General features: G+C 48.1%; 13 protein-coding genes, 1 pseudogene and 1 riboswitch. Of the genes and pseudogenes, 8 read left to right on the plus strand and 6 right to left on the minus strand.

Going from position 1 to position 15,658, the window contains the following annotated elements; translation table 11 throughout:
- Nucleotides 1-148 precede the first annotated feature (148 nt).
- The 6 genes from LIO98_RS01125 to LIO98_RS01150 all read right to left on the minus strand — a co-directional run bounded on the left by LIO98_RS01125 (nt 149) and on the right by LIO98_RS01150 (nt 6,120).
- Nucleotides 149-856, minus strand: a complete 708-nt coding sequence (locus tag LIO98_RS01125; RefSeq protein WP_291952481.1) for a GntR family transcriptional regulator — start codon at nt 854-856, stop codon at nt 149-151.
- Between the two features lie 63 nt (nt 857-919).
- A complete protein-coding gene (locus LIO98_RS01130; RefSeq protein ID WP_277000029.1) occupies nt 920-2,194 on the minus strand; it encodes a TRAP transporter large permease in 1,275 nt (424 codons plus the stop codon).
- Complete coding sequence (locus tag LIO98_RS01135; protein ID WP_291952486.1) at nt 2,194-2,700, minus strand: TRAP transporter small permease; 507 nt, start codon at nt 2,698-2,700, stop codon at nt 2,194-2,196. Before LIO98_RS01135 ends, LIO98_RS01130 begins: the two co-directional genes overlap by 1 nt.
- A gap of 83 nt (nt 2,701-2,783) precedes the next feature.
- Entirely contained in the window at nt 2,784-3,770 is a 987-nt protein-coding gene (locus LIO98_RS01140) for a TRAP transporter substrate-binding protein (protein WP_291952488.1), read from the minus strand.
- Nucleotides 3,771-3,841: 71 nt separating this feature from the next.
- Complete coding sequence (locus tag LIO98_RS01145; RefSeq protein WP_291952490.1) at nt 3,842-4,861, minus strand: arginine deiminase family protein; 1,020 nt, start codon at nt 4,859-4,861, stop codon at nt 3,842-3,844.
- A gap of 14 nt (nt 4,862-4,875) precedes the next feature.
- A complete protein-coding gene (locus LIO98_RS01150) occupies nt 4,876-6,120 on the minus strand; it encodes an ArgE/DapE family deacylase (RefSeq protein WP_291952492.1) in 1,245 nt (414 codons plus the stop codon).
- Nucleotides 6,121-6,448: 328 nt separating this feature from the next.
- Here LIO98_RS01150 and LIO98_RS01155 point away from each other — a divergent pair, with 328 nt between their 5' ends.
- The 8 genes and pseudogenes from LIO98_RS01155 to LIO98_RS01190 all read left to right on the plus strand — a co-directional run.
- Entirely contained in the window at nt 6,449-7,234 is a 786-nt protein-coding gene (locus tag LIO98_RS01155) for an electron transfer flavoprotein subunit beta/FixA family protein (protein WP_066743016.1), read from the plus strand.
- 13 nt (nt 7,235-7,247) lie between these two features.
- The gene (locus LIO98_RS01160; RefSeq protein WP_277000038.1) at nt 7,248-8,255 is read left to right on the plus strand and encodes an electron transfer flavoprotein subunit alpha/FixB family protein; all 1,008 of its coding nucleotides are present in this window, start codon (nt 7,248-7,250) and stop codon (nt 8,253-8,255) included.
- A 1-nt stretch (nt 8,256) separates the two neighbouring features.
- Nucleotides 8,257-9,696 (plus strand): FAD-linked oxidase C-terminal domain-containing protein, encoded by a 1,440-nt coding sequence (locus tag LIO98_RS01165; protein WP_291952497.1) that lies wholly within the window; start codon nt 8,257-8,259, stop codon nt 9,694-9,696.
- A gap of 285 nt (nt 9,697-9,981) precedes the next feature.
- Nucleotides 9,982-10,171: riboswitch (cobalamin riboswitch) on the plus strand.
- Between the two features lie 353 nt (nt 10,172-10,524).
- Nucleotides 10,525-12,858 carry a hydratase gene (locus LIO98_RS01170; protein ID WP_291952499.1) on the plus strand — a complete coding sequence of 778 codons (2,334 nt, stop codon included), beginning with the start codon at nt 10,525-10,527 and terminating at the stop codon, nt 12,856-12,858.
- Between the two features lie 42 nt (nt 12,859-12,900).
- Nucleotides 12,901-14,106, plus strand: coding sequence for an NADP-dependent isocitrate dehydrogenase (locus LIO98_RS01175; RefSeq protein WP_291952501.1), 1,206 nt, complete (start codon nt 12,901-12,903; stop codon nt 14,104-14,106).
- Nucleotides 14,107-14,174: 68 nt separating this feature from the next.
- On the plus strand, nt 14,175-14,537 hold the full coding sequence (gene citD, locus LIO98_RS01180; RefSeq protein ID WP_291952503.1) for a citrate lyase acyl carrier protein: 363 nt from the start codon (nt 14,175-14,177) through the stop codon (nt 14,535-14,537).
- Nucleotides 14,537-15,421 carry a CoA ester lyase gene (locus tag LIO98_RS01185; protein WP_291952506.1) on the plus strand — a complete coding sequence of 295 codons (885 nt, stop codon included), beginning with the start codon at nt 14,537-14,539 and terminating at the stop codon, nt 15,419-15,421. The genes citD and LIO98_RS01185 overlap by 1 nt, the downstream gene beginning before the upstream one ends.
- Nucleotides 15,422-15,423: 2 nt before the next feature.
- Nucleotides 15,424-15,658 (plus strand): annotated as a pseudogene (locus LIO98_RS01190) (citrate lyase subunit alpha); the annotation flags it as partial.

Here is a 15,658-nt window from a genome sequence, read left to right on the forward strand (position 1 = left end):
CGGAGCCGATAGAATTCAACTATGACAAACTGCTTGCCGCGGTGGAATACCGCGATGGAACGCTGATAGACGGCGTATACGCCGCGAAATAAGATCAATCGCTGAACAAGGGACGCACGGCGTACTTTGCCGAATGCGTCCCTTTTTATTATGCCTTTATCTTTTGAAAATTTCTCCTGGATCTCCGCGCCGGTATTTCATTTGAATCATTACTTCGTTCCTCCTCGCACCGGATACTCTCAAGAATCCGTTTTTCGACATTATCCAGGTGAAGCTTCATGGCAGTGCCGGCACGTTCCGGCATTCTGAGCTTTATCGCGTAAAGTATATCCCGGTGTTCTTTCAACGCCTCGTTTATGACCTCTCCCAGCGTGTTGCTGAGAGCTAAAAACAGCGATATCTTATATCCGACCTGCGAGATAAAATCGCAATAGACCCTGTTTCCGGAAATCTGCCCCAGATAATTATGAAACATCCTGTCCAGAGATGAGACGAGTACATTATCATGGAGTCTCATTGCCTCTTCCTCATCCCAAATAAAGTGTTCTATGCGGTCAATGTCCTCTTTCGCGGCGCGCAGCGTGGCCCTCTCGACCGAGGCGATCTCAAGCAGCCGCCTCGCCTCAAGCGTATCCATCAGCTCGCCTTCGGAAATCTGCGGGATACGAAGAGTTCGATCTTTCCCTTTGACTAAGTATCCTTCGGCCATCAGTTGGGTAAGAGCTTTTCTCAGCGGAGTTCGGCTGACTTGCAGTTCGTCGGATAGGTACTCCTCTCTCAGTGCCGTACCCGGACGCAATTCTCCGCGTAGAATTCTATTTTTTAGTGTGTAATAAATATTATCAGCTAGGCTCATTCCTCTATTATACACTTACCCCATTTAATAATAAATCAGGTTAATTTGCCGTTATATTGTTCATTATCTGAATATGCCGATCAACGCAAGGCTCACTTCAGGAACAAATGTGACTAACATCAGACAGAATATCATTGCAAGCATAAAAGGCATTGCTTCTTTAGCAATGACGTGTATAGGCTCCTTGGATATAGCTGACGCCACATTCAAGTTACATCCTACTGGCGGAGTTACAAAACCAACGGCTAAATTGACGGTGAGCAATATCCCGAACTGAATGGGGCTCATTCCTATTGACGTCACAAGAGGGAGCAGAATTGGTGTCAGGATGATTGTGGCTGCGATATTGTCCATAAAACAACCCAAACATAGGAAAAATACGTTTAAGATCAGCAGGATAATGATTTTATTTGTTGTAGCGTACATGACTTGGGCTAATAATAGCTGCGGTATCATCTCCAAGGCGAGAAAAACGCCAAAGGCCATGGCGAACCCCATGCCATACATCGTTATGCCATTTAATGTCGCCGCAGACTTAGCGCATTCAAAAATATCCCTGTATGTTAATTCCTTATAGATAAATTTCCCAATCACGATACAGTAAAAGATGGCTGCTACCGCTGCCTCTGTCGGCGTAAATATGCCGGTGTAAATGCCTCCGAGAATAAGAATCGGAACCATCAGGGCCCACGAAGATTCTTTTAAGGCTTTTGGGAAGGCGATAGTTTCTTCTTTTCCCACATAACCGCGTTTTTTTGAGATAATATATCCGGTAATCATGATTGCCGCGGTGAATAGCAGGCCTGGAATGATACCGGCTATGAACATGTCTCCGATAGATGTTCTTGCGACAACACTATAGACGACAAAAGGAATACTGGGAGGTATTAATACGCCAATTGTACCGGAGCAGGCGGCGACAGCCGTAGAAAAAGAAGGTTTATAGCCGCGTTTTTTCATTTCTGGAATCATAATTGATCCAATGGCGGAAACCGTTGCTGGTGCGGAACCTGATATTGCGGCGAAAAATGCGCTTGCAAGCGTGGTGATCAAGGCTAGCCCACCTGCTATCGTACCAACGAGGCTGTCTGCTAAGTCGACCAAGCGGCGCGAGATGCCGCCAGAGCCCATCAGATTTCCGGCGAACATAAAGAAAGGTATGGCAAGCAAAGGAAATGACTCCAATGCGGTGATTGCTTTTTGAGCTATAAGTTGTAGAGGAATATCCGGTGTGAATATAATCATGGACAGCGCAGTGGCGATTCCGGTTGAAATTCCTATAGGGAATCCGCTTAATAAAAAGGCAAACAGCGTTGTTAAAAGGAAGATGGCGACCATTATTTTCCCCCTCCAGACAGAGACTTATATTCAAAGTAACGTTTATGAATGGATGTTATTAAACTGAGACACATTAATACACATCCTACTACAACAGAACTGTATATTAAGTACATAGGTATCTGCAGTGCAGGAGAGACTCTATATCCTGCGTATGACATCTTTACAACGCGTATTCCCATTACAACCATGTAAATTGAAAAAATCATCCAGATTACATCTATAAAGATATAGGCACAGTCTCGAATTTTACCATTTAACATGTCAATAAATATCGTTACACGCAGGTGCATGTTCTGCTTTACTCCATAGCTGGCACCGATCCATGTCATCCACATCATCAGGTATGTAGCTAGTTCTTCCGACCAGGAGAGGGAATTATTGAATACATATCTCATTATTATTTGTATAAAAACGACGGACGACATTATGAGCAGGAGGTAAGTGATAAAATATTCTTCAAATTTTTCAATTTTACTATTTATTTTGTCTAAAAAATAGAACATATATATCCTCCCCTATTGGATTTGTTAAAGGGCAGGCTTTTGATATATAACAGCCTGCCCTTTAATATCACTTCAGGTAATAGTTACTTTGAAGAAGATATGGCCAGATTTACGAGATCTTCTCCAATGACATTCTTATAATCGCTGTATATAGGCGCAGATTTGTCTTTAAATGCCTGATGTTGCTTATCTGTCAGTTCATTGACCTTTACGCCCGCTTTTCTCATTATGTCAAGGCAGGAGTTATCGTAATCAAAGTACAGCTTGACATAGTTCTTCTCATATTCTTTTATGCCGTTTTTGAATACCTTTTGAAGATCTTGTGGCAACGCGTCATACCATTTTTTGCTTACGAGCAGGCAGATCATACTCTGCAGGTGACCGGTAAGAGAGTAGTATTTTTGTACCTCGTGCAGCTTAGCGTCAACTACCTGTGCGGGAGCATTTTCCTGTCCGTCTACCACTCCCTGCTGAAGTGCCGTATAAAGCTCTGAGTAACTTAGAGGGGTGGGGTTGGCACCCAATGTTTTAAAAATCGCTATATGCATAGGGTTCTGCATTACACGTATCTTTAGCCCTTTAAGATCTTCGGGGGTGTTTATCGGTCTTTTGCTGTTTGAGATATGGCGAGTACCGTTAGGAACGTATCCGAAACACTTAAAACCCTGAGATTCGTATATTTTTTCCATTTCTTTTCCTAAGGGGCCGTCGAGAGCCTTTCTCATGCTGTTGAAGTCTTTAAATAAAAATGGTAGGTCCAAAACTTGAATTTTTTTGCTGTAACCGGCTAGGTCGGATGTTACTGGCATTGCCATCTGTACCACGCCCATTTGAATTGCTTCGAGCGTCTCTAGAATTCCGCCTAACTGTCCATCTGTGTATCTTGAAGCTTTGATCCTTCCATTAGAGTTTGTATTCAAGTATTTTACAAAGTCCTCCAATGCCTTTTGTGGGGGAAAATTCGAAGACATGGCGGATGAAATTTTAAACTGATATTCCTCTGCGCCAAAAGCCGTCCCCGCAATAAGAAGCACCATAAAAATTACCATTAATCCCTTACCTATTTTCATTATTAGACACATCCTCTCGCTAAGATTATTAAATTATGAGCGTAATATTACAAAAAAATTGAGGTATATAACTATTTTTCATTCCTGATAAGTGGCAGTGTACCGCAGTGAATACCTCCTCCCTTTTTTCTGCATTCAATGTACTTAAGAGGAATGACATCAACGCCGTTTTTGTATAGACATTCCGCCGTCCATGGCGCGTCATCGTATGCGAGGACCCTGCCTGGTCTGGTGGCGAGGCAGTTTATTCCTAACGTACCGTCGCGGTAATCGGTGAAAATAGGCTTTATTCCAAGCTTTTTCAGATAGTCGAGGAACCAGAAGGGCAGTCTTTCAACGTTGACCAACGCTTTGTCGTGGTCCACCATGACAATCGCACCATCCAAATGCAGACTGAATCCAGTTAAAGGTACTTCAACTAGTTCTATATTCTGTATTGCCAGCACCTGCCGGACTTGCTCCGCCGCTGCCTTGTTTCCTCTATAGCTTAGGCCGATGGCGGCGTGTTTTTCATCCAAAAGACAAAAACTGCCTCCCTCCATCAATCCGTTTCCTTGAATAGTGTGCAGTATGGGCATGCCAATATTTGCCACGGTACGGGTAACATACGCCTCTTCGCCTCGGCATCCAGTGCCATATTTTTCCCCTACGATACCCATCCTCGTGATGATGATACCTCCATTTATCACGATGCCGTTATCCCGCACGTTTATCGCGTCAGGGTCGGTCGGACTCCCATCCATATATACTACTTTGATATCCTCTGCTTCAAGGGTTCGTATCAGCGCGTCATGCTCTTCCTGCATAGCTGCGATGTCGGGGGCTTTGTCTGAGCGGAAGTACCATTGGTTTTCTTTGTCGATAAGGGCTTCTATCTGAGGATCATATTTATCCTCAGTAATTACACCAAGCTCTTTTCCGGGACGATGGACCAATATTGTCCTAATTTGGTCAACGTCATTTTTTACCCCCCATTGAGATCCCCATACCCGTAGCTGCTCTTCATGTTCATGAAAGGCAGGTTCCGCTTTTGGTGTCATTTGGGAAAGTACCATATGATAATACTGACTGCTATTATTAAAAGGTCCCATGTCACGCCTCCTGATCAATTATTTTGATAGGTTAAATAACGCCACGCGGTCATTGCATGTACTTTAGAAACAAGAGGAAGTTCTTCGGCCATAATATATTCATCCGGCGACCCCATATTGTGATGATTCGGTCCGTATGTTATGGCTGGGATACCTTTTGCTCTCCATAAAACTGCCTCCGTGCCTCCAAGGCTATAGTTTTCAAATACAAGATGGGCGCATACCTCGCAGGCAGTCGCTTTTGCAATTTTAACAAGCGGTTCTTCCACGGAGGTAATATGAGCGTCGCTGCTTTTGATGATTTTATAGTCTGAGTTTGAATGTTTTCTTATTTTATCGTCCAGCCATTTTTCAACAAAACGGCATGTCACCCCTGGTGGAAAACGGAAGTCAATCTCTGCCTGACAACGTTCTGGCACCATATTGACCATGATTCCGCCTGTTATAGTTCCAATATTGAGTGTAGGCCTAAGAGCTTTGTCCATAGCCCCTTCGCACAGGACCCTATCGTAGGAAGTTCTTGCTCTTTCCATAAATAACCGGACCTCTTTATCTATTTCCGGTGCCTCGTTTTCGAAAGATAGCAACGATTCTAAAATATACACCATGTCGGTGATCGCGTTTGTTTTTAGCCCAGAGTAGGCTCCGTGTCCGCCGGCAGTGTTCACCGTTATCCGGGCCTGGAAGATCCCTTTTTCTCCGATTCTGATATGTTCTACGGAAGATGGCTCTCCGTTTATCAACGCATCACCGTACAATTCAGGATAGTGTTTCAGCAGATAATTTGTTCCCCATGGACCGTTAACCTCTTCGTCAGATACACAGGTAAATGAAATCTTTCCAGGCAGCGTATCTTTTAACTGGTTTAAAATAAGTGCCGCTGTCATGCTGGCTGCGATGCCACCCTTCATGTCGGCGGCACCCCTTCCGTATAGTTTCCCATCTTTAATTTCTCCGCTAAATGGATCAACGCTCCATTTAGATATATCACCTACGGGAAAGGTATCAATATGCCCGTTGAATATAAGGTGTTTTCCACTGCGTGACCCTCTGATCGTAGCTACAACGTTTGGCTTCTCAGGGTGCGGGGAGATAACGTTATTCTCTATACCATGTTTTGTGAAGAATTTTTGTATGTATGACGCTACCGCACGTGTGTCGCCGGCTGGATCTTCGGAGGGGCATTTTATCAATTCGCGGCAAATCTCTATCGACATACCTGCTTGTTGCTTGATTAGGGCTGTAATTAAATTTTGCATAAAATTTCCCCTCCATCCGCTTTATTGTTTATTTTTCATAAGACTATCATACATTTTTTTATTGTCAATACTTTGTGTCCAAAAATATTATAAAAATCTTTGTCGCTTTTTATAATATATTAGCAAAAAATATTATTATATCTATTGTTTATGCAGGTTAATTAGGGTGTTAATGAAAATTATAAAAACGATAAAGATTGACACGGATAGAAAATATGGTATTCTATGTTTTGGATACAAAATATAGAAATTTACAAAATAATACATCTGCATGGATTCATATTCTTATGAAAGTTAAAAAATATTTATATATTATGGAGGGGGATTTATGAGAATAGCGGTTTTGATAAAACAGGTCCCAGATTCTGACGAAATAAAAATGGACCCAGATAAGGGAACAATGATCAGAGAGGGAAGTGGAAATATTGTCAACCCACTTGACCTGAATGCGCTGCAGGCGGCGCTTGATGTGAAAAAAAAATGCGGAGCGGATATCTCTGTTATTTCGATGGGCCCTAAACAGGCGGATATTGCTTTAAGAGAGGCTCTTGCTCTTGGTGCTGACAATGCATATCTCGTTTCTGACAGGTTTTTTGCTGGAGCAGACAGTTGGGCTACCGCTCTTGCTTTGGCTGTTACTATTATAAAAACAGGCCCTTACGATATTATTCTAGCCGGGGAAAAAGCAACAGACGGTGAGACGGGACAAGTTGGCCCGGAAATTGCCGCTATGCTGGATATCCCATGTGCGACGTATGTGAGTTTCATGGATATAGACGATATGTTTGTGACGGTAAAGCGTACGGTAGAAGATGGCATTGAGACACAAAGGCTTTATCTTCCTGCTCTTATTACGGTACTAAGTGATATAAACGATCCTGCTATGCCTACCTTGAGTGGTAAGAAACGGGCTCGAAGGTCCGATATCAGTGTTATATCTGCGGCAGATATCGACCTTTCCAGCGAAGAGGTTGGGCTTGCGGGTTCTCCTACCAGAGTTGTAAAAATCGAACATCCAAAGATTACGCGACATACGGAATTTTATTGTGGCAAGGATATAGAACACGGTATTGAGCATGTCATGAAAGTTCTTAAGGAATTGGCCATACTTTAGGAGTGGTATCATGTTGAGAGATAAAAGTTGCGTCGACGGTATTCTTGTTTGTGGTGAAATTCGTCAAAATAAGATCCATTCTGTTACCAAAGAATTGCTTGGAAAAGCGCGTGAAATTGCTGGTAAAATGGCGACCAGGGTAACGTGTCTTCTGATATGCGGACAGTTGGACGATATGCCGGAAGAGCTGTTCTGTTTCGGCGCGGAACGCGTTATTGTGGCTTCGCATGATAAATTAGAATATTTTAATCAGGAGATTACCGCGAAGATTTTATCTTATGTTGTTGAAAAGTACCTACCTGAGGTAATCCTTGCTCCTGCTACAACCTCAGGACGAACATATCTTCCATCTGTCGCTGCTATGCTGCATACTGGACTGACTGCGGATTGTACCAGTCTTGATATAGAGGATGGAAGTGGTCTGCTGCTGCAAACCAGGCCGGCAATAGGCGGAAATGTGATGGCTACAATAAAGACACCCAATCATGTGCCTCAAATGGCGACCGTTCGGCCTAAAACTTTTCGTATGCCTGAAAAACATGTGGATGGTAATGGTGAAATTATTTTTCTTGATATCCCGCCATCCTTACTGGAGAGTCGTATAGAAGTTATTGGTAAGGAATATGCCTCTGAAACGGTGTCCAACGTGCAGGATAAAGATGTGATTGTCTCTGGTGGTAAGGGGCTCAGGAAAGCGGAAAATTTTAATATGCTGCACGAACTTGCGGAGCTTCTTGGTGGAGGAGTAGGGGCTTCTCGGCCTACGGTTGAAGCAAAATGGATAGGATATCCCCATCAAATAGGACTTTCAGGCAGGGTGGTGTCTCCCAAATGTTATTTTGCTATAGGCATATCAGGTGCCATACAGCATCTTGCCGGAATGCAGACGGCACAGAAGATTATTGCTATCAATAAAGATCCAGAAGCGCCTATTTTTCAAATAGCGGATGTTGCTCTATGTGGAGATTTCAAAGATATCGTCCCTGTATTGATAAATAGGATTAGGCGGGAGGTTATCTGATATGATGACTGCCAAATTTGATTTTGCGCGTGTTACTCAGACAACGGTACGCGATCTAGTTGAAATTTTTGGTCCATCAGGAGTGTCTGTAGATAGGGAAAAGGTTACGGCATATTCAAAGGATGAAGTTGCGCTACATTTGTGGGATAAAGAATATACTGCTGATGTGGTATGTTTTGCCGAAAATACGGAACAGATATCTGATTTTATGAGGTATGCGAATGATAAAAAGATTCCTGTTACTCCGAGAGGGGCTGGTACAGGATTATCAGGGGGTGCTGTGCCCGCATTTTGTGGCATAGAACTTTCTTTGGAATGCATGAATAAAATATTGGAGTTCGATATGGAGAACCTGACGATTACCGTTGAACCAGGAGTAGTTACTGCTGAGATAAACAAAGCAGCTGCCGACCATGGTCTGCTCTATGCCGGTGACCCGTGCAGCGGTGATGCCTCTTTTATCGGTGGTAACGTGGCGGAAAATGCCGGCGGCAATAAGGTTGTAAAGTATGGTCCAACAGGTAATCATGTACTAGGTATGGAAGTTGTGTTGCCGGACGGTTCCGTTACATGGTTTGGGGGCAAAAGAAGAAAAGATGTGACAGGATATGATTTCGTTCATCTGATGGTAGGGTCGGAGGGTACCCTTGGGATTGTTACAAAGATAATACTTAGACTTTTGCCCAGCTCATCTTTTGTTGTAGACCTTTTGGTCCCTTTTGCAGATGTCAAGAGCGCAATAAAAGCGGTCCCTGCGATAATGACAGAGGGCAAGAGTATCCCCAGTTCTATAGAATTTATCGATAAGCAGTCGATGTTGCTTACAGAGGAATATCTACGGACAAAATTTCCATTTTCGAACGAAGCTGATGCGCATTTGATATTACAGTATGAGGGAAATGAAAGAGAGCGTCTTGCTGATGAAATTGAGAAAATAGGGGATATATGTCTAAAGCAGGGGGCTTTGGAGGTATTCGTTGCGGATAACAGAACGGTGAAGGATAAGCTGTGGAAAGGGCGTAAAAGTGTTGCTGAAGCTGTATGGGCACATGCTCCAATTCAGGTGTCAAATGAGGATGTCGTCATTCCTGCAAGCGCTGTTGCAGATTTTATGCGGGAGTTGGATGACATATGTCACGGTGCGGGTGTGAAATATGCTGCTTATGGTCATCTTGGCGACGGTAATATGCATGTAACGTTATATCTGGAGGGGGAAACCCCTGGATGGCGCGAGATTATTGGGGGCGTGCGGCAAAAGCTCTACACGATTGTTATAAAGCTTGAGGGGACGCTCACGGGAGAACATGGCGTGGGGTTGAAGCGTGCCGCGTATATTTCGCAATTTCTTGATGATGCTCAAATAGATTTGATACGCAGGGTAAAACTTGCCTTCGATCCAAACAATATACTCAATCCCGGTAAAATTGTTCCCTGGGAATAGGGTGTTGTATATTTAAGAAGTACATCCCATTTTTTTATATCAAATTTATTATTGCAAAGGTACCTCTTTAATTGTAGGTGCCTTTGCTTTTTGTGATGGTGTGTTTGTTGGGTACGTTATTATGGCGGCTTCTAACTGCGGGAGTCCTTTTGTTTGATACGCTGGTGTTGAAGTAGTTCTGTAAAAGTATCTAATTTTCCAAATAAAACAACAATTTATTATATTGTGTCATTTTGTTGTCAATTGTGAAAATATGTCGCTAATGCATAAAAATAACTTGACATTTATAAAACATGAGGATATAGTGACATTGATAAAAATAGCGGTGTAAAAGCAAGGGAATTTGGTTAAAAACCAAAGCGGCCCCACCACTGTTGTCATGACGAAATCGCGGGATCACTGGACGTCTGTCTGGGAAGATGCGAAATTAGGATGAATGGAAGCCAGGAGACCTGCTTACACCGTCGAGGGATAAATCTGCGCGGGCGGATATTGTTTCGTGAGCCATCGTCTTTAGATTGTACGGCGGCCATATGATGTTGTCTGTGCGGTGTTTTTCTTTGCAGGCGGCATTTTTTTTTTTACCCTCCGCTTGCTGGCATCTGTTGGCCTTGTAACTTGACAATAAAATAATATAACTAATAAAAGTAAATAATAAATATTTACTATAGTATATTTTACTGTCATTGGAGTGGACTTTTAGTTGTAGGGGACAATGTTGTATCTGCTGAGTTAAATGTCCTAAAGAGAATATGAGATGACTATATTTTAAATTTTACTATAAATTCTGAAAATATTAGAAAAACAAAAAGAAAAGAGGATGAGGATTTGATCAGGCTGATTGAAAAGGGCGTTTATCTGTTTAACGGAAACGTGTTGGTGGAGGATGTGGAGAAAAAGGGGCTCTCCGCGGTCAACGAAGAGATTCAGGCCGCGGGAATGAAGCCTCTGGAACGGCTGCCGGAGGACAGGGAGAGCGCCGCCGGAGGGACGATCGCGGCCAATATTATCGCGGCGCATAACGCCTCCGGCACGAAGGATAATTACCGGATACGCTTTGACAGCCTCGCCTCGCATGACATCACCTATGTGGGCATCATCCAGACCGCGATCGCCAGCGGCATGAAGCGCTTCCCGATCCCCTATGTCATGACAAACTGCCATAATTCGCTCTGCGCCGTCGGCGGGACGATCAACGAGGACGATCATCTTTTCGGCCTCTCGGCCGCGAAGAGGTATGGCGGAGAGTTTGTCCCCGCGCATCTGGCGGTCATCCATTCCTATGTACGGGAGATGATGTCCGGCTGCGGACGGATGATTCTTGGTTCGGACAGCCATACGCGTTACGGCGCCCTGGGGACGATGGGCGTCGGCGAGGGCGGCCCGGAGCTTGTGAAACAGCTTGTCGGACGCACCTATGATTTTCCGCGCACCGACGTCGTCGCCGTCTATCTCACCGGCGCCCCGCGTCCCGGAGTCGGCCCGCAGGACGTCGCGCTGGCGATCATCGGCGCGGTCTTTAAAAACGGCTTTGTAAAGAACAAGGTGATGGAATTTGTCGGCCCCGGAGTCTCGAACCTGCCGGTGGAGTTCCGCAGCGGCATCGACGTGATGACTACGGAGACGGCCTGCTGGACCTCCGTCTGGCGCACCGATGAGAGGGTCGAGGAATATTTTCATATTCACGGACGCTCGGAGGCTTACAGGCGGCTCGAGCCGGCCGCTGCCGCTTGGTATGACGCGGCCATTGTAGTGGAGCTCGACAAGGTAAAGCCGATGATCGCCCTTCCCTTCCATCCCAGCAACGTCTATACGATAGACGAGCTCAACGCGAACCCCTATGAGATATTGAAGCGGGTGGAGGATGACGCCCGCAGCAAGCTGGAGAATCCGGAGCTGAAGCTCAATCTCACCGAAAAGATATCTAAGGAGGGCAAGATCCGCGTGGATCAGGGGATCATCGCCGGCTGCTCCGGCGGGACCTTTGACAATGTCGTCGCGGCGGCGCAGATTTTGCGCGGAGGCAGCGTTGGCAACGGCGAATTCTCGCTCAGCGTCTATCCCGGCAGCCAGCCTGCTATGCTTGAGCTCATCGGCAACGGTTCTGTCGGCGCCCTTATGGAGGCGGGCGCCGTCGTGAAGACGGCCTTCTGCGGCCCCTGTTTCGGTGCTGGCGACACGCCGTCGAACCACGGATTCAGCATTCGTCATACGACGAGGAATTTCCCCAACCGCGAAGGTTCAAAGCCGGGAGAGGGACAGATTTCCTCCGTCGCGCTGATGGACGCGCGTTCCATCGCCGCCACGGCGGCCAACGGCGGCGTGCTGACATCGGCCGAGCGTTATGGGGAACTGCTCCACGACAAACCCTATAAGTTCCGCGGCGATCTCTATGAAAAGAAGGTCTATCACGGTTTTGGCAAAGCGGACGACAGCCAGGAGCTTATCTACGGGCCGAATATCAGGCCATGGCCGAAGGTCTATCCTCTGGCGGAGAACCTTCTGCTGAAGATAGCCTCCGTCATCACCGACCCCGTGACGACCACCGACGAGCTGATCCCCTCAGGAGAGACCTCTTCACTGCGCTCCAATCCGCTTAAACTTGCGCAGTTCGCCCTCTCGCGCAAAGATCCGCTCTATGTTGGGCGCGCCCAAGCCGCCCAAGTTCTGGAAGACGACCGCCGCGCGGCTGTCGAGGGTGGCGTCCCCGTCAGCGGCGAGGCGAAAAAACTGCTTGCCTCCGCCGGCATGGCCGACGCCTCGGCGCAGACCGCCATCGGCAGCGTCATCTTCGCCGTAAAGCCGGGCGACGGTTCGGCGCGCGAGCAGGCCGCCTCTTCGCAGAGGGTGCTGGGCGGACAGGCCAACTTCGCCGAGGAATACGCGACGAAGCGTTACCGCAGCAACCTTATAAATTGGGGGATGATCCCCTTTATCGCCGACAGCGCCGACCGCGATAAATTTAAGGCCGGCGAATGGGTTCTCATCCCCCATATCCGCGCCGCGATAGAGAGCGGGGCGGAAGAGGTCGAAGCGCGGCTTATCGGCCCCGGCGGCGAAGGCGAAAAGATAAGCCTCAAAATGCCGGGGCTTACCAAAGACGACCGGGCGATAATTCTTGCCGGCTGTCTCATGAACTTTTACGCGAGCGAAAACAAATAGACGCATAAATAATGCAAAAGGAAAGCAGAGGGACTCAATCACATGGCAAAGATTCAAATGACCACTCCCATCGTGGAGATGGACGGCGACGAAATGACAAGGATCATCTGGCGGCAGATAAAGGAGACTCTCATTCTGCCCCATGTGGAGCTGAAGACGGAATATTACGACCTCGGCCTCAAACACCGCGACGAGACGGACGACCAGGTGACGGTGGACTCCGCCGAGGCGACGAAAAAATACGGCGTAGCCGTCAAATGCGCGACCATCACCCCTAACGCGCAGCGTGTGGAGGAGTACGGCCTTAAAAAGCAGTGGAAGAGCCCGAACGGGACGATCAGGGCGATCCTTGACGGCACGGTATTCCGCGCGCCGATCATGGTGAAGGGCGTACGCCCCACCGTCAGCACCTGGAAGAGGCCCATCACCATCGCCCGCCACGCCTACGGCGATATATATAAGGATGTCGAGATGAACATCCCCTGCGCCGGAACTCTGAAAATGATCTTCGAGCCCGCGGACGGCGACGCCGGCAAGCGCCAGGAGGAGACGGTTTTTGAATATAAGGGCCCCGGCGTGGCGATGGGGATGCACAACCTTGAAAAATCAATCTCCAGCTTTGCGCGCGCCTGCTTTAAGTACGCGCTGGATACCGGGCAGGATCTCTGGTTCTCGACAAAAGACACCATCTCCAAGAAATACGACCAGACCTTCAAGCTGATCTTTGAGGATATCTATGAAAAAGAGTTCCGCGCTGAATTTGAAAAGGCGGGGATCACGTACTTCTATACGCTGATAGACGACGCCGTGGCGCGCGTCGTCCGCTCCGAGGGCGGCTTTATCTGGGCCTGCAAAAACTACGACGGAGACGTGATGTCCGACATGGTGGCCACCGCCTTCGGAAGCCTCGCGATGATGACCTCAGTGCTTGTATCGCCGGATGGTATCTACGAATACGAGGCGGGCCACGGTACGGTGACGCGCCATTACTACCAGCATCTGGAGGGAAAGACGACCTCGACGAATCCTATGGCGACCATCTTCGCCTGGAGCGGCGCGCTCCGCAAGCGCGGCGAGCTGGACGGCAACGCCGCACTTCAGGAGTTCGCCGGACGTCTGGAGAGGGCCTCTATTGAAACGATTGAGAGCGGCGAAATGACGAAGGATATCTTCGCCATCTCCGAGGTGCCGAATAAGAAGATGCTGACGACTGAGGAATTTCTCCAGTCGATAGCCGGGAAGCTGTAAAATATAATTACAGAGGCGCGCTTATTTTAGAGGCGCCTCTTAACCGTAACGAAAGGTGGTTTGCAGTTATGAGGATTGTCCGTACCGCCAGCGCGGGTACGCTGGAATCGTCGGATTGTCAGGTAACGGTCTCCCCCGCGGAGACCACCGAGCTTGAATACAGCGGCGCAAACAGCGCCATCTTCGCGAATAGGACCAGGAGGCTTGTAGACGAAGTTCTGAAAGAGCACAATATAGGCGGCGTCAAGGTCTCCATCCATGACCAGGGAGCGATCGAAATAACGATACGCGCGCGTCTGGAAACGGCGCTGGAACGCGCATCGGAGCCTGAACGTCCGGCGTGTGCCGAACCTGATTCTGATGAGGGCAGTATCGCTCTCGCGTCGTGGTGGAAATCTGTGACATCCGACACCTCTAAGGAGGCGATGTGATGAAGCCCAGCCGTTCGATGCTCTATATTCCAGGGGACTCCCCCGGGATGATTCAGCACGCGCCTATCTTCGGAGCCGACAGCATCCTGCTGGACCTTGAGGACGCCGTCGCGCTCACGGAAAAGGACGCGGCGCGCCGGATGGTCGCGGTCTTTCTAAAGAGATTTGACTTCAAAGACCTGTTTGTGACCGTCAGGATAAACGGCGCGGATACCGAGTTTTTTGAGAAAGACCTGGAAGAGATAATCCCCTGCGCGCCAGAGGCCGTGCGCCTGCCGAAGTGCAACGGTCCCGAGGATGTGCTGCTCGCCGATAAAAAAATAACGGAGATAGAAAACAGATGCGGCCTGCCCCTCGGTTCGGTCAAGATCCACGCGATGATCGAAACGGCGCTGGGCCTTGAGATGGCCTTCGCCATCGCCTCCGCCTCGCCGCGCGTCAGCGCGCTCACCATCGGAGGCCAGGACTTTACCGCGGATATGGGGGTTCAAAAAACGAAAGAGGGGCGCGAGCTATTCTACGCCAGATGCCGGGTCGTCGCGGCGGCCCACGCCGCCGGCGTAGATTCATATGATACGGTGTGGGCTGACATAATGGACAACGAGGGGCTGCTGCGTGAGACGAAAGAGATAGTCGGTCTCGGCTTCACGGGCAAGGCCTGCATCCACCCGAGCCAGATAACGACGATACATAAGGCCTTCATGCCGGCGGAAAAAGAGCTGCGCAGGGCGGAGCGCGTCGTGGAGGCCGCCGAAAGGGCGGAGCGCGAGGGCAAGGGCGTCGTCTCGGTGGACGGCAAAATGGTCGACGCCCCCGTCGTCGCGAGGTCAAGACATCTGCTCTCCCTCGCGGAGCTTTATGGCTTAAAGAGAGGAGAACTTTAACAATGAAGAACGTGACAAACTCTCTTAACAGAATAGTTCCATCGGAGATAGCGGGGGTCGGCTTCTTCGCGCCCTACCTGTCGCCATTTTCAACGATAGCGGCGTTCGGCGGCCGGATGAGACCGGCATCGCCGATAAAGGCCGCGGTTCCGAGCAGAGATAAAGTCGTCCCCTCTTTGCGCGCCGCCATCGAACGGTCCGGCCTCTGCGACGGCATGACGATATCCTTCCACCACC

The sequence above is a fragment of the Cloacibacillus sp. genome, from assembly GCF_020860125.1.
Classification (GTDB): domain Bacteria; phylum Synergistota; class Synergistia; order Synergistales; family Synergistaceae; genus Cloacibacillus.